Genomic DNA, 16,521 nt, shown 5'->3' on the forward strand with positions numbered 1-16,521 from the left:
AGCCTCTTAACAACGGGGGGAATTTATCTTAACGTTAAGATAAATGGTGGCAGCCCGGTGCTGTCATCGTCAATCCTCTGTTAAGGCGTCGATGATGAAAAATAAGGTGTTGTTCCCCGTTCTATTTGCCGTGATCGCTTTTCTTATCGGGCTGAATCTGCGCCCTATGCTGGCGATTATCGGCCCGCTGTTCCCGGTGTTGCAACTGCAGGCCGGGTTGTCGTCGACAACGTTCAGTCTGCTGACTACGCTGCCGGTGGCGATGATGGGCCTGGCCGCACTCTCTGGCCCGTGGCTGATCGCCCGCATCGGGCCGGTAAGGGGAATCGCCGCCGGTTTGCTCTGTCTGACGGTCGCCTGCCTGTGGCGCGGCGTTACGCTTACTCCCTCTCAGCTGCTGCTCACCGCGCTGGCGGGGGGCGCAGGGATTGGCGTGATACAGGCGCTGATGCCCGCTCTGATCCGGCAACGCTTTGCTGAGGCCGCGGCGACGCTGATGGCGCTGTTCAGCACGGGCATTATGGCGGGCGCGGCACTGACTGCTGCCGGTGCTGACCCGCTGTTTTCATGGCTGGGCCTGCAACCCGCGCTGGCGCTTTCCGGCGGGTTAACGCTGGTCACACTGCTGATCTGGCTGACTTTAGTCAGGCGATCGCCGCAGGTGAGCGTGGCCTCTGATGCAACGACGCTGCCTGTGCGGCGTACCCTGTTGCTGATGCTCTTTTTCGGCATTGGCACGGGTGCTTATACGTTAGTGCTGGCCTGGCTGCCGCCATTCTATATTCAACTGGGCTGGAGTGCTCGCCACAGTGGCTATCTGCTCGCCGCGCTGACGTTAACCGAAGTGGTAGCAGGATTGATCGTCTCGGCGACGTTATATCGCTTTCCCGATCGCCGTCCGCTTCTGCTCGGCGTGCTGGCCCTGTTGCTGCTGGGGCTGCTGAGTCTGGTCTTTTACCCGGGCACGATGCCGATACTCTTTTCACTGTTACTGGGTACGGGCATCGGTGCGCTCTTTCCGCTGTCGCTGATCGTCACGCTGGATCATGCGCGCAGTGCCAGAGAGGCGGGCATTCTGCTGTCACGCGTGCAGGGAGGCGGATATCTGATTGCGGCTCTGATGCCGCTGCTGGCAGGCTGGGTGCGTGATAGCGGCACATCAATGACCCAGGCCTGGCTGATCATGAGCGCTGGCGTAGTGCTGTTGATGGTGATTGTCCGACGCTTCAGACCTCAGAACAGTATCAACTGAACAAAGCCGTTGCCGATCAATGTCGATCTGGCATGCTGGAATGAAACCCCTGAACCCGGAGTGCATGGTGAAAGTCATTGGTCTGTTAGGCGGTATGTCGTGGGAGTCTACCGCGCTCTATTACCGTATTCTCAATCAGCAGGTTAAGCAGCGGCTGGGGGGCCTGCACTCGGCAGAGCTGGTGCTCTATAGCGTGGATTTTCAGCGCATTGAGCAGCTACAGGCCGCGGGCGAGTGGCAGCAGGCGGGAGAGATACTGGCTGAAGCGGCACGCAATCTGGAACGGGCTGGCGCGCAGTTCATCGTACTCTGTACCAACACTATGCATAAAGTGGCATCACAGATCAGCGCCGCAACGGGCATCCCGCTGCTGCACATCGCCGACGCCACCGGACGACGCATTCAGCAGGCCGGGGTGCGTAAGGTCGGATTACTGGCGACGCGATTCACCATGGAACAGGATTTCTATCGCGGGCGACTTCAGCAGCAGTTTGGTCTTGAGGTGATCACGCCGGAGAGAGAGGATCGGATTTTTGTGCATGAGGTGATTTACCACGAGCTTTGTCTGGGCGAGATCAATCCCGCGTCGCGTCGCCGTTATGGTGAGATCATGCAGCAGATGGTCGCGCAGGGGGCGGAGGCCATTATTCTGGGCTGCACCGAAATCACACTGCTGGTGGATGCCACGGATGCCAGCGTGCCACTGTTTGATACCACGCTTATCCACGCGGAAGAGGCTGTTACCCAGGCGCTGGCCTGACGTTTATCCTGCACTTAGCCTTGAGGGAATCGTATGAAAATTGAAAATCTGCCGTTTGGCCTGACCCAGTGGGATCAGATTGAAGAGACGATTCATCCCGGCGACCAGGGGCAGGCGACCTGGCGAACCGTGAAGTTTAACGATATCCGGGTGCGGATGGTCGACTATTCACCAGGCTATGTCGCCGATCACTGGTGCACAAAGGGCCATATTTTGCTGTGTATGGCGGGTGAATTGCACACTGAACTGGCAGATGGTCGCCGTTTCGTACTGACACCGGGCGTCAGCTATCAGGTGGCGGACGATGCTGAACCACATCGCTCCTTTACGTCCACAGGCGCACAACTCTTCATCGTTGACTGAGTTCACCGTCAGCCTCTCTGGTGATCACCTGCTGGTGAATCATCGCGTCGTTGACACTTTTAAAAGTAAACTGAATCAGCTTTATAAAAATCAGCAAAATTAATGGCTTATTTCATCAGAGTTATCTGGTTCTGACAGGAATAATTCCCATCAGGCTGTATGCTGGAAGCCTTATAAGAACGTTTTGCATTCACCTGAGGTGGGGAAGCCTGTGCTGATAAAAAAGAAGAAAGTTCGTTCGCATACCGAAGATCGACTGCTGGCGCTGGTGCTTGCCACCACCGCCGGCATCCTTAATGCCATGGCGCTGGGTGCGTTTGGATTTTTCCCATCGCATATGACCGGTAACACGTCGCAAATCTCCCAGGAAGTGACCACCAGCGACCTCCATACCATGCTGTTTTTGATGGCACTGATTATTGCCTTTGTGCTGGGCTGTACCGTTGCCCGGCTGGCGGTGGTGGTGGGGATCAGACATAAGTTACGCACCATATTCTGTCTGATCATTCTGGCGGAAGGGGCGGCACTGACAGCGGCATCGATCTTTGAGATCGTGTTCTACCGGCCAAGCTTTAACGGAGAAGTGCTGTTAATGCTGGGCTTTTTAATGGGGATTCATAATGCGACCTCAACGCAGCTCTCCAATGGCCGCGTCAGATCGACCCACATTACCGGCACGCTGACCGATGCGGGTATTGCGCTGGGGTCGTGGATCTTTGCCCACACGTCGCACGCTGTGCATCTTGAAACCGACGATCGTCGCTTTTTCCAGAAGGTTCTGCACACCCATCTGACTACCGTGTTTTCATTCCTGAGCGGCTGTATTGCTGGTCTGCTGCTGTTTAAAGTCTATGGCTTCAACGCCATGGTTGGACTGGGGATATTTCTGATGCTGGTGGCACTGACGGCCATCGCTATCACCGTGCAGCGTACCCGCAGAAGCCTCTACTGACAGTAAAACCTCCCGCCCGATGCACACATCGCATCGGGCGGGTTGCTTACTGCTGCGTTCGGGTTGGCCGCACCACGATTTCGTTCACATCCACCTCATCAGGCTGTTCAATGGCATAGCGCACGGCGCGTCCAATGGCGTCCGGCTGCAATGCGATAGCGCGATAGTGCTGCATCGCCTCGGCGGCTGCCGGATCGGTAATGGTTGATGCCAGCTCGCTCTCCACCACACCGGGATGAACACAGGTTACCCGCAGCTGGCTGTTCTCCTGGCGTAATCCGTCGGAAATCGCCCGCACCGCAAACTTGGTGGCGCAGTAGACGGCCGCGGTGGGCGACACGGCCAGCGCACCTATCGACGCGATGTTAATGATGTGACCGCGCTGGTGGGCCAGCATGGTCGGCAACACTGACGCAATGCCATACAGCACCCCTTTGATGTTTACATCGATCATCTGTTCCCACTCTTCCACCCGCAGCGACGCCATCGGTGACAAGGGCATAATACCGGCGTTATTGATCATTACATCCACCCGGCCCCATCTCTCCAGCGCATACTCAACAAACTGCGTCATCTCTTCGCGGCGCGTAACATCCAGCGCCTTGATCGCCACCTCTGCACCATTGAACTGCAGTTCTTCAGCCAGCGCGGCCAGGCGGCTTTCCCGCCGCGCACCCAGCAGCAGAATGGCATCTCTTTTCGCCAGTTCACGTGCAATGCCTGCCCCGATGCCGCTTGAGGCGCCGGTAATTAAAATTACTTTCTGAGTCATTTTGTTTCTCCAGTCAGGTTGTCACTGGCGATCATACGGTGACTGGATTATAAAGATAATCCACTGAACGCTTAACGTACTGGTAACTCAATCTGACCAATGAATGCCGATAAAAATGCTCTCGAAGTTTTTGTGATTGTGGCGCAGACGCGAAATTTCCGGCTGGCCGCAGAGCAATTGGGTGTTACGCGTCCGGCGATCAGCCAGAGTCTGCGACGTCTGGAAGACCGGCTTAACATCACGCTGATGCAGCGCACCACACGCTCGGTTCAGCTGACAGAAGCCGGGCAGCGGCTTTATGCCGAAGTGGCGCCTGCGATCAACCAGCTCAATCGCGCCGTGACCGATATTGCAGAACTGGCTGCAGAACCTCGGGGCCAGCTGCGGCTGGCGATCTCCTCGATTGCAGAGCGGATGCTGGGGGGAGAACTGCTGGCGAGCTTTATTACCGCTTACCCGCAGGTTGAGCTGGATATCACCGTCACCGATGAGGAGTTTGATATTGTCGGACAGGGCTATGACGCGGGCGTGCGGCTGGGGGAGGTGGTTGCTCAGGATATGATTGCGGTGCCGGTATCTACCGCGCAGCGTCAGGTGGCGGTGGCGTCACCCGCCTATCTGGCTCGCGCAGGCACGCCGCAACATCCTCGGGATCTGGTCAATCACCGCTGCATTGGCTGGCGAAAAGGGCCAGGTCTGGCCCCTTATCGCTGGGAGTTCGCAGAGCAGGGGCGCGAGTTTGATGTTGCCGTCAATCCGCAACTCACCACCAACGATATGGGGGTGATGATTCGCACCGCCTGCGCCGGGGGCGGCATCAGCTTTGGCATGGAAGAAACCTTCCAGCCTTACATCGCACGTGGCGAACTGGTGACCCTGCTCGACGCATGGTTGCCTGCCTTTGCCGGCTTCTATCTCTATTTTCCCAGCCGCAAAACCTGGCCCCCAAGCTGAGGGCGCTGATCGATCACGTCAGACTTTAGCGACAGAGTGCACGTCTGATTTAGCGCTGATATTGCTGATCGCTGACCTGCTCCAGCCAGTCAACCGGCGAGCCGTTCAGTGACTCAGCGATAGCAATATGCGTCATGGCGTTATCCGGCGTTGCACCGTGCCAGTGCTTCACGTTTTCCGGGATCCAGACGATATCACCGGTGTTCATCACCTGAATGGCTTCACCCTCACACTGAATCCAGCCCTGGCCATGCGTGACTATCAGGGTTTGCCCGAGTGGATGGGTATGCCATGCGGTACGGGCACCCGGTTCAAAAGTCACCGTTGCGCCACCCACGCGGGCGGGTTCGGTTGCCTGGAATGGCGCATCAATCCGAACCGTGCCGGTAAAATATTCAGCAGGTCCTTTACGCGAAGGCAGCGATCCGTTGGCGATAATTTTCATTACTCACTCCTGTTGTTAACATGTCATGCACAGTGTAACCGGCAAGCCGGAGTGTGATTAGCCCGCTCAGTCGGCAAATGGTTATGAGCCGGGCTCATTAATTGCCTGACAGTTTTTCATGCTGTCATGTTGTATCGCGTGATGATGTTGATTTTAGAGTAGGGCGCGGGCGGTTCTGAGGCAGGCAAAAATCCATGAAACGCCAGCAGCGTTCTGAAGGCGTGCAGCGCATCAAGCTGTAAATTATGCTCGATCAATGCATCAATTTTACCGGCCTGCAGCAGTGCACGATTTTCCCGATCGAGATCGTGACCAATAAAAGCGTTAACCGTCCGCTTTTGTTCGGCAAATGCGCGCAGTATGCCGGGATTACCGCCACCGACTGTGTAGACCGCATCTGCATCCGGATGGCTCTGCAAGAACTGTGTCACCGACTGCTGCATCCGGGCGTCAATGCCATAACCGCCTGCCACCACGCTCACCTGATGCCGGGGCGCAAACTCCTCCATTGCTCGCTGAAAACCCTGAATTCTCTCCTGTTCGCCAATGAAATCGTGACTGCCGGTGACTGCCACAATATGCGAACGACTCACCCGCAGCCATTTTGACATCAGAAAAGCCGCCACTTTACCGGCATCAAAATTATCCATGCCAATGTAGCGCAGGCGCGCGCTACCGGGCAGGTCGCTCATCATGGTGACCACCGGAACGCGTTGTTTCAGCAGTGATTCAAGGGTGGGATTAAGTTCACCGGAACAGGCTGCCTTAAGAATGACGCCGTGACTATGCAACGCTTTTTTATTCAGCAGCGCGTTAATCGCCTCCGCTGTAAGATTCGCGCCGAAGTGGAAACGTAACTGAAGTTTAAAGGCAGTAAAGCTGGCAATCTGACTGCTGAACGCCTCACGTATCAGTGGCTGAAAGCGGTCAGGTGTATGCATGATGACGTCAAAATAGATTGTTCTTCCCCTGGCGAGCCCCGCTTTTTGCATCAGTTCCAGGTCTGCTATCGCCTGCTGGATTCGGTGCTGGGTCGTGGCATGCACATTGCCGCGCTGATGCAGGGCCCGGTCGATGGTCGCCAGACTGAGTCCCGACTGGGCCGCAATCTGTTTCAGGGTAAATTTAGCCATATGCTGCTCGTGACACCAGAGGATGACGATAGTTTTATCATACTGCTGGCCATTGTCTGATGATCATTTGTGAAAGGCTGGTCAGAACATATCAGGCCGGGAAAGCTGCCGCGCAGGTTATCGCAATAAACTGTGAGTCGTAAAAGTGTTTATAACACATTCAGCCGGGAGTCTGTTTCCCCGATATATAAATACCCGACTATCATCATAAACGGGAAAAAATAGATTACAGCGCTTGCTACCTCCGTTTTAGCTATTTATAGCTTCAGGGCTGCGCCGGGTAAAAATAAATCCAGATAATATTCTGAGGCTGTATAGTTAATAACCTTTCTGCCGCTTCGCTTATATTTCCCGCCCAACGACTTTTTTGTTTTTTGGCTCCCGATAATGATAGACTGTATATGCATACACCATCGGGAGGTCGTGTGAAGTACGACAACGATAATGAAATCCGTGCGCTGGTTGGTGCGGTAGTCAGTGATTTGATCAAGGCGGGAGAGCCGGTTCATTTCCACCACATTACGGACGCGCTGTTTCGCCTGAGCGAAGAGACACGTGACAGCAGGCTGAAAGCATTGTGTCAGGAAGCGATAAGCTTTTTCACTCGTAAGATGCATTAAGGCTGACAGGGCTGATGCCGGGCGTTATCCCGGACTGTGTCATTATAGCGGCCCTGCTACCTTTGACATCGGCGAGCATAAGAGGCTTTGCATATTGCTCGCAGCCTTTAAAAGGGATTTTACTGTGAGTCGATCGTTTCTTTTTTATTCAGCGAGACGGTTGATAACAAAATTAAAAATGTCAGTCAGATCCTTCTGTTGATTATTCATAATGAGTAGCGAATTTCTGATAAAGAAGTGCATCTTTTCATTGGCAGGTCTTATTAAGTCTGAATGATCTTCTTCAGGCATGATTGCAGAAAAGCGTTATCGTCGGGATCAAATCCCTGCCACATCATTAACCTGCAAAAGAATTTTTATATCGGATAATTTCTGTGTGGCATATCGGGTATACAGCGAAAGTGAGGGATGGAAACAAAAGCGGGCGAAGGGGGAAGGGGATCCTGCGTTACCAGAGATAACGCAGAATGGCGTATCAGATGCCGGTATCGTCTGGCGTGCGGCCAACCACGATTTCCAGCGTTTTGCGTAATACATCCAGCCTGACAGCATCTGAAGTGCATTCCAGTTCAGCGATCAAATAGAGGATGATCGCTTTATTGGTTACACGTCCCTGATCAGCAACAATGTCACGAATCACTGCGCCCAGCAGTTCAGTTTCCGGAGCAAGCTGATCGCCTGCGCTCCGGAAGTAGTCAATGATTGAAGAATCTGATGATGAATGCTGCATGATTATTCTTTCTCTGAGGAAAATGAGTCAGATGCAATGGTTGAAGTCAAAAACGAGTGTAGGCGCAGTTTTCGTTTTGCCCAGCCCGCCTTGAAAATTCTGTTCAGGTCTGCCGCTTCGCTTAAAATTGGCCGCATGTATCAGGTACGCAGTACGCTCAATCAGTGCTTTTTCGAACCTTCAGGCGGGCCATCACTGTTCATACGATGAGCCGTGTTATCACGTTCGGCACCGTCGCCCTGTACGCGTTTGCGCGCGGCAACCATACCATTACGGACTTCAGTGATGGCTTTGCGAATCACTGACACTTTCACGGCGTCGTCAGCATCAGCAGCCATCAGTTCGAGCTGTGCGATTAAGGCGTTGCTGGATACCGGTTTGTCTGACTTGAGTAATGTAAGAACGGCTTCGCCGATCATAACATCTGTCAGTTTCTCATCTTCACTTCTGTACATACTGGCTTCTCTGATTGCGAATCAATGGCCATGCTGCGGGTCCGTATGCGTCAGCGGGTGCGACTTAGTGCACCCGATACGGGAAGCAGAACTGGGCTTTATTGCTAGGATAGATCTTCCTGGGTGATGGCTGAAACAGACGTCCTGATTAACATGCACGACCGTGAGAGGGCATTAATCTTCGCGACGAAACAGCATCGCAATGAGTTCATGCAGATGACTCTCTTCTTCTGGCGTGGCAGCCAGTTCAAGGCGACTCAGCAGTTTACTGCAAATCGTTTTCCGACTAAGGCTATGACCTGCGCGCAGAATTTCCACCACAACCGAACCCAGCGTCTCCTGTTGCGACGGTGAACTGGCCTGATTGAAGTAACGGGCAATATCGCTGATCGTTTCCGGGGCTTGTCCGTTCTGACGCATGTTGTTGTCCTCAGGTGGTTTAAATGTATGCACTCTTGATGCGCAAGTTATACATCTTTGCAAAACTTGTACAGAATTTTGGATTTTTGGGATTAATTTTTTTGTGCAAAAAGTGCTAAAGCTTTTAAAACAGGGTGTTACGAGGAGTTTGTGGCGAGGTAAAAATTGTACCAGATTCTTGTATCATTCACACCCCACCGACGCTCCGACCTGAATATTAAGGCCGGAGAGGAACGGCACACATGGGTTAGTGTTTAAAGAAGATGTCATCGGCAGAGACGGGAGCTGCGGGCTCTTTGCCAGTGGTTTTGGCAAGCCAGTTCGCCGGGGCGGTGCTGCGGGAACCGATGGTTTTGAACCCCATCAGCCATTGAAGCGCATGCTGCATCTGCTCAAGGCGAGTCTCATTAACTTCAGAGTCAGCCATGACCCTTAGTTCATTAATCAGCAGTTCAACATTCACTTCCTGACCGGCATTAAACAGGTTCATTGCGGCTTCGCCAATGATGACATTCGCTTTTTCGTCGCTGGAAAAATACAAATTATCCTCCTGGGTGATTGCGGTAAGTAACATTAACTGTAGCAAAAAAATTTACGAAGCTTAATCAATTCAGCCTATTAATAAGATTATTTTAATTGTCGGTCTGCTGTGCGTGTCATGTGGGTGCCGCCAGGTGTCAGAACGCTTTTCGGTAAATTGCGCCGTCAGGATGGCCTCTTTTTAATCCTGTTTTCGTTCCTGCGGTTTACTCAACCACAGATGAGAAAGGTGTAAAACCCGGTTATAGCTATACATCACACTTTCCATAAACTTCCCATCATTGAAATTAAATTTTTACATATCAACAAGTAAAGCGATTCGCTTACAAAACTTCACATTCGGGCCCGGATGCTGAAGAAACTTCACAACCCTTCGCTGTTACAAAGGTATAGCCTGTGCTATAAAAAATAGCCTATGCTAATTATGTTCTGTTTTTAATCACCTCTGGAGATCGCCCTATGGTCCCGAAAAGAAAAATAACCATGATGCTACTGAGTGCGCTACTGACAACCCTGATGGCGACCAGCAGCTATGCAGCAGAAAAATTTAAGGTAGTGACGACGTTTACGGTCATCGCTGACATGGTAAAAAACGTGGCGGGGGATGCGGCCGAAGTCACTTCCATTACCAAACCGGGTGCTGAAATACACGAATATCAGCCGACACCCGGCGATATCAAACGGGCGCAGGGTGCGCAGTTAATCATGGCGAACGGGCTTAATCTCGAACGCTGGTTTGAGCGTTTTTATCAGCATCTGGATGGGGTGCCGGAAGTGATTGTCTCTGCCGGGGTAAAACCAATTGGTATTGGCGAGGGGCCTTATAACGGTAAACCGAATCCGCACGCCTGGATGTCACCGGACAATGCGCTGATCTATGTCGATAATATCCGTGATGCGCTGGTGAAATATGACCCGGCGCATGCGGAAACCTATAGCCAGAACGCCGCAGCCTATAAGCAAAAAATTACCGCAGCACTGGATCCACTACGCCAGCAGATTGCCGACATCCCGGAGGATAAACGCTGGATGGTGACCAGCGAAGGCGCATTCTCCTATCTGGCTCGCGACCTGGGCATGAAAGAACTCTACCTGTGGCCTGTAAATGCTGATCAGCAAGGCACGCCGCAACAGGTGAGAAAAGTGATCGACCAGGTGAAGAAAAATGCTATTCCGGCGGTGTTCAGTGAAAGCACCGTGTCGGATAAGCCAGCCCGCCAGGTCGCGCGGGAAACGGGTGCGCATTACGGTGGGGTGCTTTACGTCGACTCTTTAAGCAACGCTCAGGGACCGGTGCCGACCTATCTGGATCTGCTCAGAGTCACCACGGAGACGCTGGCGCAGGGCATTAAAGCGGGAGAGAAAGCGCAATGACAGACACCATCGTTGTTTCCGATGTCACCGTGACCTATCGCAACGGTCACACCGCGTTGCATGATGCCAGCTTCAGCGTGCCGGGTGGATCGATTGCGGCGCTGGTGGGTGTGAATGGCTCCGGCAAGTCAACCCTGTTCAAAGCGCTGATGGGCTTTGTCCGGCTCGCCAGCGGCAGCATCTCAGTGCTCGGCATGCCAACCCGTCAGGCGCTGCGTCAGAGTCTGGTCGCGTATGTGCCGCAGTCGGAAGAGGTGGACTGGTCTTTCCCGGTGCTGGTGGAGGATGTGGTAATGATGGGTCGCTATGGTCATATGGGCCTGCTGCGTCGACCGAAACCGCACGACCAGCAGATCGTCAGTGATGCGCTGGCGCGGGTCGATATGCTGGATTACCGGCATCGTCAAATCGGTGAACTCTCCGGCGGACAGAAAAAAAGGGTATTTCTGGCGCGCGCCATTGCCCAGCAGGGCAGCGTTATCCTGCTGGATGAGCCGTTTACCGGCGTGGACGTTCAGACTGAGGCCAGAATCATCAGCCTGCTGGGTGAGCTGCGCGATGAAGGCAAGACGATGCTGGTCTCAACGCATAATCTGGGATCGGTCACGGAGTTCTGTGATTACACCGTGATGGTCAAAGGCACCATTCTGGCCAGCGGCCCGACCCGCACCACCTTTACCGCCGCCAACCTTGAGCGCGCGTTCAGTGGGGTGCTGCGTCATGTAATGGTGAAAGGGCTGGACGATCAGATTATCACCGACGATGAGCGGCCTTTTATTGCGCCACGTACGGCACCTGAAGACGGGAACTGACCATGGAACTGTTACTGGAGCCTTTTGGTTATCACTACATGCTCAACGCGATGTGGGTCTCCGCCATGGTCGGCGGCCTGTGTGCGTTTCTCTCCTGCTACCTGATGCTCAAAGGCTGGTCGCTGATTGGCGATGCGCTGTCGCACTCCATCGTGCCGGGCGTAGCGGGTGCTTACATGCTGGGACTGCCCTTTGCGCTGGGCGCGTTTCTCTCAGGCGGGCTGGCGGCGGGCAGCATGCTGTTACTCAATCAGCGCACCCGCTTAAAAGAAGATGCAATCATCGGCCTGATCTTCTCCTCCTTCTTTGGTCTGGGTCTGTTTATGGTGTCGCTCAATCCGACCGCGGTAAACATTCAGACCATTGTGCTCGGCAATATTCTGGCGATTGCGCCCGCGGATATACTCCAGCTGGCGCTGATTGGCGGGCTGTCGATCATCATTCTGCTGTTTAAGTGGAAGGATCTGATGGTCACCTTCTTTGATGAGAATCACGCGCGCGCTATCGGACTGCGCCCTGAACGACTGAAAGTACTCTTCTTTACCCTGCTGGCAGTCTCAACCGTGGCGGCGCTGCAAACCGTCGGTGCATTTCTGGTGATCTGTCTGGTGGTGACGCCAGGCGCGACAGCCTGGATGCTCACCGACCGCTTCCCGCGTCTGCTGATGATTGCCGTAGCGATTGGCAGTATCACCAGTTTTCTCGGTGCGTGGGCGAGTTACTACCTGGATGGCGCAACGGGCGGCATCATCGTGGTGGCGCAGACGTTGCTGTTCCTGCTGGCGTTTGTCTTTGCGCCCAAACATGGCTTGCTGGCTAACCGGCGTCGTGGCCGCCATCGTCCCGAAAAGGAGCCTGGCTGATGTGGATCTTTGAACCTTTTCAGTTCGCTTTTATGAACAGTGCGTTGCTGATTGCGCTGGTGGTGGCGATCCCCTGTGCGCTGCTGTCGGTCTTTCTGGTGCTGAAAGGCTGGGCGCTGATGGGCGATGCCATGAGCCATGCGGTATTCCCCGGCATCGTCCTCGCCTGGATGGCCGGGCTGCCGCTGGCGGTGGGTGCGTTTGTCGCAGGTCTGTTCTGTGCCGTTGCCAGCGGATTTCTGCAGGACAACAGTCGCATCAAGCAGGATACGGTGCTGGGAATCGTCTTCTCCGGCATGTTTGCGGTGGGATTGATCCTCTATATCGCCGTGAAACCGGAGGTGCATCTTGATCACATTCTGTTTGGTGACATGCTGGGCATTACGGGCGCTGACATAATTCAGACAACGCTTATCGCAGCGGTGATCGTTGGGGTCATTGCGGTGAAATGGCGTGATTTTATGCTGTTCAGTTTTGATCCGCAGCAGGCACAGGTCTCTGGCTTACCCGCACGCTGGCTGCATTACGGTCTACTCTGCATGGTATCGCTGACCATTGTGGCGACGCTGAAAGCAGTAGGGATTATCCTGTCGATTTCCCTGCTGATCGCGCCCGGTGCTATCGCAGTTCTGCTTACCCGACGCTTTTCACATGCGCTGTTGGTGGCGGTCGTGGTGTCGGTGCTGGTGTCGCTGAGCGGGGTCTATCTCTCGTTCTTTATCGACAGCGCGCCAGCACCCACGATCGTGGTGCTGTTTGCACTGGTGTTTATCGTGGCGATGGTGATCTCAGGCCGCAAAACGCGACAGCTGGAGCGTCTGAAACTTCGCGAGAGCGGCAGGTATGAGTAGAGTGATGACCAGCATGAATGCGGTAAGTTGGGGCTTTATGTGCAAGCGGATGTTCAGAGTATTCTAAAACTATGAACATTACTCAAAGGAAATCGTAATGACATTTGAGATCAGAAAAGGAAGTAATGTGATTGGTCTCACTGAACTTGAGTTCGGTGACCCTCCGATGGGGTTTGTTTATGGAGAATTTAAGCCTACCACTTTTTATCAAAGAAATGATTCAATGACTGAACTTGCACTTTTTAAGCGAGATGGGAGTCTGCATATTCATACGAAGTTTATAACTATTGTGGATAGCTCCGAGCAAATTGATGAAAATCTCACAGAAGTGACGATTTTAATTGAATCAGCTGAAGAATATGAAAGATATTTTCATCATCATTTGAAAAAATATAATAATAATTTTTGTTGAATTGACTGGCTTAGGGGGATTGCTTGGCTGCAATCTGGTAAATTAACCCGCATACAAAGTATGCGGGGTTTCAATTTATTGTTTCATTGCTAGGGTGATTGTCAGGTTGTTGCCTTGTTGCACAGCCTGGAAGGTAGAAACATAGGCCTTTCTTGTTGCCTTTTCATTCTCACCGCCTGCTTTTTTATTCACTTCAATATAAATGAGATATGTTTGCCCATTTTTAAATCTTATTTCTTCTGGCTGAATGCAAAAAAGGCCAGCTTTGGGTTGTTTGTCAGCAGGGAAAATAACCTGTTCTGAAGGGGTTTTTATATTGTAAGTTAACGCGGATACAACCTTTTCATCACTTTGTATTGGTATAGAAACACATACATCGCTGTTCCGGACATGGGCCGGAACAGGTGTTTCTTTAGTATATCGATTATCCAGGTTTTCGCCCAGCGTGCAACCACTCAAGAGAAAAACTACAAGGGTTAAGGTCTTAGTTAAAATATTCATTAGAACGTGAACCCCTCAAGAACTTTTTGATATTTTGAATGAATCTGATTGTCTACTGATCCAACATAAGAAACTTCGCCATCTTTACCACGTCTTGCCAGCCATATATTAAGCCCAAATTTAGAAAGCAAAAAGTAATCAGCAATAATTTGTGCTTGTTGTTCTAATCTATAATCAAACAGCTTTTTATTTTCTTCAAAAGAGTATTCGTAGCTAACAAAACCACTAACAAGGCCTCTCATACGTACCCATATGCCCCTTTGATACTGCCAGACATGCGACATTTCATGGATGAAAAGATGTTGAAACTGAAAAGATTGAATTGAAAAGTTCTCGCAATACCAGTCCCGGAAATATAATTCGCCATTAGGGCTCATTGCGGTATTTCTACCCTGAAGTTTGAAGGGAAAGTAACTTGCATGATGAATCCACACGCGAGGATAGACGATTGAATTTCCGAATGTCGATTTTGCTAACGCTATTTCGCCAAGTGTCAGGAGCCTTTGACTTCCTTCATTATCACTCATGAAATCCTCCTTAATCTCTTGATTTTAATTAATGAATAGAGTGTTCCGACTCAATGCACCCAGAGTTAACTTATCTGAATCCCACGACTGGTGATGGATTTTAGCAAAAAAGACGGGAGTTGTCTCAAATATGGTTTTGGCCGTTAATCGAGGAACTTTTAACTTGAGGTGTAATCCCGGCGGCAAACTATTGCCATTTTTTATCCTGAAGTCCCTGTCCTACACACTGTAAAGGATAGAGATCATCATCTGGTGAAAATAATCTCAAAATCTAAATTTTTAGTAAGCCGAAAAGGATGATGCACGTTCATTACTTTCTTCACATCCGCGAGTATACCTGTAAGTTCGTCACGTTAAAGAAACTATGAGCGATCAGCCGAAGGGGATCTCACAGCTGACCAAACTGTTCAGCAAAGGCGTATAAAACAAAAATTATTTAAGCTCCCCCTGAAAAGCGCCACAGAAAATGGCAGGGCTTCTGCTAAATGTGGCGCTTTCATGTATTCTTCCTTTTTACACCGTCTGGTATCAGCTCTGCCACTGCGACTGGCAGACAATGCTGCAGAAGTTAATCAGTTTGAACTGGGCATCCTTGTCTGCCAGTACATCTGCTTTTACGTAACTAAAAGTCATCTTTGGCTTATGCTATCGCAGTTCTGCTTACCCGCCGCTTTTCACATGCGCTGCTGGTGGCGGTCGTGGTGTCGGTGCTGGTGTCACTGAGCGGGGTCTATCTCTCGTTCTTTATCGACAGCGCGCCAGCACCCACGATCGTGGTGCTGTTTGCACTGGTGTTTATCGTGGCGATGGTGATTTCAGGCCGCAAAACGCGACAGCTGGAGCGCCAGCGGCTTAATGCCAGCTGACTGGTTATCGCGGCTGTCTCTCAACCGCGATAGCGCACCGCATCAATCAAACGTGTAAAGGCTCTGGTGTGCTGTCTGCGGCTGGGGTAGTAAAGATAATAACCTGGAAAAGGCTCACACCAGTCAGCCAGCACCTGAACCAGACGGCCACTTTTGAGGTGTTCCGCAACGCTATCCTGCGGCACATAGCAGATCCCCATCCCGCTCAGTGCCGCATCAATGCGCGACGCGAGATGATTAAAAATTAACTGACCCTGCGTTTTGACCCTGATCTCCTTGCCATCACGCATAAACTCCCAGTTATAGAGGCCACCCAGCGTCGGCAGCCGCAGGTTGATGCAGTTATGATGCTGTAAATCATAGGGAGTATCAGGCCTGCCATGCCGATCAAAATAGCTGCTGGCTGCCACCACGCACATATTCCAGTCCGGCCCGATGCGCACCGCCACCATATCCTTTTCGACCTGCTCACCCAGTCGCACGCCGGCATCGAAACGGCCGCTCACAATATCGGTCAGACTGTTATCCACCGACACTTCAACATGGACATCGGGGTATTGCTGAAGAAAGGGCCTGAGCAGCGGCCAGAGTGTAGAGGTGAGCGCATGTTCGCCTGCGGTGATACGAATGTTGCCGGAGATTTTCCCCTGACTGTCAGTGACACTGACCAGTTCAGACTCAATCTCGCTGAACAGCGGGGCGAGGGTAGTGATCAGCCGTTCACCCGCTTCTGTCGGGGCAACGCTGCGTGTAGTGCGCGTCAGCAATCGGACGTTAAGACGCTCTTCCAGAGCGCGAATCGCGTGGCTCAGTGCCGACTGCGACACACCCAGCTTCGCCGCTGCCCGGGTGAAGCTGCGCTCTTCTGCTACCACCACCAGATAGATCAGATCGTTAAAATTTTCTTTCAGCATAGGCC

The 16,521-nt window shown here is 52.3% G+C and carries 20 protein-coding genes and 2 pseudogenes; 12 read left to right on the forward strand and 10 right to left on the reverse strand.

Going from position 1 to position 16,521, the window contains the following annotated elements; translation table 11 throughout:
* Positions 1 to 94: 94 nt before the first annotated feature.
* The 4 genes from FOV68_RS10010 to FOV68_RS10025 all read left to right on the forward strand — a co-directional run bounded on the left by FOV68_RS10010 (position 95) and on the right by FOV68_RS10025 (position 3,327).
* On the forward strand, positions 95 to 1,252 hold the full coding sequence (locus tag FOV68_RS10010) for an MFS transporter (protein ID WP_143990996.1): 1,158 nt from the start codon (positions 95 to 97) through the stop codon (positions 1,250 to 1,252).
* A 67-nt stretch (positions 1,253 to 1,319) separates the two neighbouring features.
* Entirely contained in the window at positions 1,320 to 2,012 is a 693-nt protein-coding gene (locus FOV68_RS10015; RefSeq protein ID WP_143990997.1) for an aspartate/glutamate racemase family protein, read from the forward strand.
* Positions 2,013 to 2,045: 33 nt separating this feature from the next.
* On the forward strand, positions 2,046 to 2,375 hold the full coding sequence (locus FOV68_RS10020; RefSeq protein WP_010670565.1) for a DHCW motif cupin fold protein: 330 nt from the start codon (positions 2,046 to 2,048) through the stop codon (positions 2,373 to 2,375).
* Positions 2,376 to 2,586: 211 nt separating this feature from the next.
* Positions 2,587 to 3,327 (forward strand): YoaK family protein, encoded by a 741-nt coding sequence (locus tag FOV68_RS10025; RefSeq protein WP_029519590.1) that lies wholly within the window; start codon positions 2,587 to 2,589, stop codon positions 3,325 to 3,327.
* Positions 3,328 to 3,373: 46 nt separating this feature from the next.
* Here the strand turns inward: FOV68_RS10025 and FOV68_RS10030 are convergent, their stop codons facing one another.
* On the reverse strand, positions 3,374 to 4,099 hold the full coding sequence (locus FOV68_RS10030) for an SDR family oxidoreductase (protein ID WP_143990745.1): 726 nt from the start codon (positions 4,097 to 4,099) through the stop codon (positions 3,374 to 3,376).
* 99 nt (positions 4,100 to 4,198) lie between these two features.
* Here FOV68_RS10030 and FOV68_RS10035 point away from each other — a divergent pair.
* Positions 4,199 to 5,082, forward strand: a pseudogene (locus tag FOV68_RS10035) (LysR family transcriptional regulator).
* Positions 5,083 to 5,102: 20 nt separating this feature from the next.
* On the opposite strand, the gene FOV68_RS10040 reads toward FOV68_RS10035, so the two are convergent.
* Both FOV68_RS10040 and FOV68_RS10045 read right to left on the reverse strand, forming a co-directional pair.
* Positions 5,103 to 5,498 (reverse strand): cupin domain-containing protein, encoded by a 396-nt coding sequence (locus tag FOV68_RS10040; protein WP_010246880.1) that lies wholly within the window; start codon positions 5,496 to 5,498, stop codon positions 5,103 to 5,105.
* Between the two features lie 116 nt (positions 5,499 to 5,614).
* Entirely contained in the window at positions 5,615 to 6,631 is a 1,017-nt protein-coding gene (locus tag FOV68_RS10045) for a substrate-binding domain-containing protein (protein ID WP_069026856.1), read from the reverse strand.
* Between the two features lie 425 nt (positions 6,632 to 7,056).
* Here FOV68_RS10045 and FOV68_RS10050 point away from each other — a divergent pair, with 425 nt between their 5' ends.
* A complete protein-coding gene (locus FOV68_RS10050) occupies positions 7,057 to 7,251 on the forward strand; it encodes a hypothetical protein (RefSeq protein ID WP_109651422.1) in 195 nt (64 codons plus the stop codon).
* Positions 7,252 to 7,726: 475 nt separating this feature from the next.
* On the opposite strand, the gene FOV68_RS10055 is transcribed toward FOV68_RS10050, so the two are convergent.
* The 4 genes from FOV68_RS10055 to FOV68_RS10070 form a co-directional block, all read right to left on the reverse strand.
* On the reverse strand, positions 7,727 to 7,981 hold the full coding sequence (locus FOV68_RS10055) for a biofilm/acid-resistance regulator YmgB/AriR (RefSeq protein WP_031591116.1): 255 nt from the start codon (positions 7,979 to 7,981) through the stop codon (positions 7,727 to 7,729).
* Between the two features lie 161 nt (positions 7,982 to 8,142).
* Positions 8,143 to 8,436: a hypothetical protein gene (locus FOV68_RS10060; RefSeq protein WP_010670560.1), complete on the reverse strand. Its 294-nt coding sequence runs from the start codon at positions 8,434 to 8,436 to the stop codon at positions 8,143 to 8,145.
* 174 nt (positions 8,437 to 8,610) lie between these two features.
* Complete coding sequence (gene ycgZ / locus FOV68_RS10065; RefSeq protein ID WP_010246891.1) at positions 8,611 to 8,856, reverse strand: regulatory protein YcgZ; 246 nt, start codon at positions 8,854 to 8,856, stop codon at positions 8,611 to 8,613.
* 247 nt (positions 8,857 to 9,103) lie between these two features.
* Positions 9,104 to 9,397: a hypothetical protein gene (locus tag FOV68_RS10070; RefSeq protein WP_010670559.1), complete on the reverse strand. Its 294-nt coding sequence runs from the start codon at positions 9,395 to 9,397 to the stop codon at positions 9,104 to 9,106.
* A 482-nt stretch (positions 9,398 to 9,879) separates the two neighbouring features.
* Here FOV68_RS10070 and FOV68_RS10075 point away from each other — a divergent pair, with 482 nt between their 5' ends.
* From FOV68_RS10075 to FOV68_RS10095, 5 genes are all read left to right on the forward strand, one after another.
* The gene (locus FOV68_RS10075; RefSeq protein ID WP_370513280.1) at positions 9,880 to 10,770 is read left to right on the forward strand and encodes a metal ABC transporter substrate-binding protein; all 891 of its coding nucleotides are present in this window, start codon (positions 9,880 to 9,882) and stop codon (positions 10,768 to 10,770) included.
* Complete coding sequence (locus tag FOV68_RS10080; protein WP_033760777.1) at positions 10,767 to 11,582, forward strand: manganese/iron ABC transporter ATP-binding protein; 816 nt, start codon at positions 10,767 to 10,769, stop codon at positions 11,580 to 11,582. The genes FOV68_RS10075 and FOV68_RS10080 overlap by 4 nt, the downstream gene beginning before the upstream one ends.
* 2 nt (positions 11,583 to 11,584) lie before the next feature.
* On the forward strand, positions 11,585 to 12,445 hold the full coding sequence (sitC, locus tag FOV68_RS10085; protein ID WP_010246899.1) for an iron/manganese ABC transporter permease subunit SitC: 861 nt from the start codon (positions 11,585 to 11,587) through the stop codon (positions 12,443 to 12,445).
* Complete coding sequence (locus tag FOV68_RS10090; protein WP_115388246.1) at positions 12,445 to 13,296, forward strand: metal ABC transporter permease; 852 nt, start codon at positions 12,445 to 12,447, stop codon at positions 13,294 to 13,296. The genes sitC and FOV68_RS10090 overlap by 1 nt, the downstream gene beginning before the upstream one ends.
* Positions 13,297 to 13,393: 97 nt before the next feature.
* Positions 13,394 to 13,708: a hypothetical protein gene (locus FOV68_RS10095; RefSeq protein ID WP_134161293.1), complete on the forward strand. Its 315-nt coding sequence runs from the start codon at positions 13,394 to 13,396 to the stop codon at positions 13,706 to 13,708.
* Between the two features lie 75 nt (positions 13,709 to 13,783).
* On the opposite strand, the gene FOV68_RS10100 is transcribed toward FOV68_RS10095, so the two are convergent.
* Positions 13,784 to 14,209 carry a putative T6SS immunity periplasmic lipoprotein gene (locus tag FOV68_RS10100; protein WP_143990746.1) on the reverse strand — a complete coding sequence of 142 codons (426 nt, stop codon included), beginning with the start codon at positions 14,207 to 14,209 and terminating at the stop codon, positions 13,784 to 13,786.
* Positions 14,209 to 14,736 (reverse strand): type IV secretion protein Rhs, encoded by a 528-nt coding sequence (locus FOV68_RS10105; RefSeq protein ID WP_143990747.1) that lies wholly within the window; start codon positions 14,734 to 14,736, stop codon positions 14,209 to 14,211. Before FOV68_RS10105 ends, FOV68_RS10100 begins: the two co-directional genes overlap by 1 nt.
* Before the next feature lie 644 nt (positions 14,737 to 15,380).
* On the opposite strand from FOV68_RS10105, the pseudogene FOV68_RS10115 reads away from it, so the two are divergent.
* Positions 15,381 to 15,602, forward strand: a pseudogene (locus FOV68_RS10115) (metal ABC transporter permease); the annotation flags it as partial.
* Between the two features lie 20 nt (positions 15,603 to 15,622).
* Here the strand turns inward: FOV68_RS10115 and FOV68_RS10120 are convergent.
* Positions 15,623 to 16,516, reverse strand: coding sequence for a LysR family transcriptional regulator (locus FOV68_RS10120; protein WP_143990748.1), 894 nt, complete (start codon positions 16,514 to 16,516; stop codon positions 15,623 to 15,625).
* Positions 16,517 to 16,521: the final 5 nt, after the last annotated feature.

This window comes from Pantoea sp. paga, from assembly GCF_007558755.1.
Taxonomy (GTDB): Bacteria; Pseudomonadota; Gammaproteobacteria; order Enterobacterales; family Enterobacteriaceae; genus Pantoea; species Pantoea agglomerans.

What these genes read in the sequence shown, in the direction of transcription:
- FOV68_RS10090 (WP_115388246.1), top strand. Translation starts at nt 12,445, where the DNA reads ATGTGGATCTTTGAACCTTTTCAGTTCGCTTTTATGAACAGTGCGTTG.
- FOV68_RS10120 (WP_143990748.1), bottom strand. Translation starts at nt 16,516, where the DNA reads ATGCTGAAAGAAAATTTTAACGATCTGATCTATCTGGTGGTGGTAGCA.
- FOV68_RS10080 (WP_033760777.1), top strand. Translation starts at nt 10,767, where the DNA reads ATGACAGACACCATCGTTGTTTCCGATGTCACCGTGACCTATCGCAAC.
- FOV68_RS10040 (WP_010246880.1), bottom strand. Translation starts at nt 5,498, where the DNA reads ATGAAAATTATCGCCAACGGATCGCTGCCTTCGCGTAAAGGACCTGCT.
- ycgZ (WP_010246891.1), bottom strand. Translation starts at nt 8,856, where the DNA reads ATGCGTCAGAACGGACAAGCCCCGGAAACGATCAGCGATATTGCCCGT.
- sitC (WP_010246899.1), top strand. Translation starts at nt 11,585, where the DNA reads ATGGAACTGTTACTGGAGCCTTTTGGTTATCACTACATGCTCAACGCG.
- FOV68_RS10045 (WP_069026856.1), bottom strand. Translation starts at nt 6,631, where the DNA reads ATGGCTAAATTTACCCTGAAACAGATTGCGGCCCAGTCGGGACTCAGT.
- FOV68_RS10075 (WP_370513280.1), top strand. Translation starts at nt 9,880, where the DNA reads ATGATGCTACTGAGTGCGCTACTGACAACCCTGATGGCGACCAGCAGC.
- FOV68_RS10020 (WP_010670565.1), top strand. Translation starts at nt 2,046, where the DNA reads ATGAAAATTGAAAATCTGCCGTTTGGCCTGACCCAGTGGGATCAGATT.
- FOV68_RS10105 (WP_143990747.1), bottom strand. Translation starts at nt 14,736, where the DNA reads ATGAGTGATAATGAAGGAAGTCAAAGGCTCCTGACACTTGGCGAAATA.
- FOV68_RS10010 (WP_143990996.1), top strand. Translation starts at nt 95, where the DNA reads ATGAAAAATAAGGTGTTGTTCCCCGTTCTATTTGCCGTGATCGCTTTT.
- FOV68_RS10060 (WP_010670560.1), bottom strand. Translation starts at nt 8,436, where the DNA reads ATGTACAGAAGTGAAGATGAGAAACTGACAGATGTTATGATCGGCGAA.
- FOV68_RS10100 (WP_143990746.1), bottom strand. Translation starts at nt 14,209, where the DNA reads ATGAATATTTTAACTAAGACCTTAACCCTTGTAGTTTTTCTCTTGAGT.
- FOV68_RS10055 (WP_031591116.1), bottom strand. Translation starts at nt 7,981, where the DNA reads ATGCAGCATTCATCATCAGATTCTTCAATCATTGACTACTTCCGGAGC.
- FOV68_RS10095 (WP_134161293.1), top strand. Translation starts at nt 13,394, where the DNA reads ATGACATTTGAGATCAGAAAAGGAAGTAATGTGATTGGTCTCACTGAA.
- FOV68_RS10030 (WP_143990745.1), bottom strand. Translation starts at nt 4,099, where the DNA reads ATGACTCAGAAAGTAATTTTAATTACCGGCGCCTCAAGCGGCATCGGG.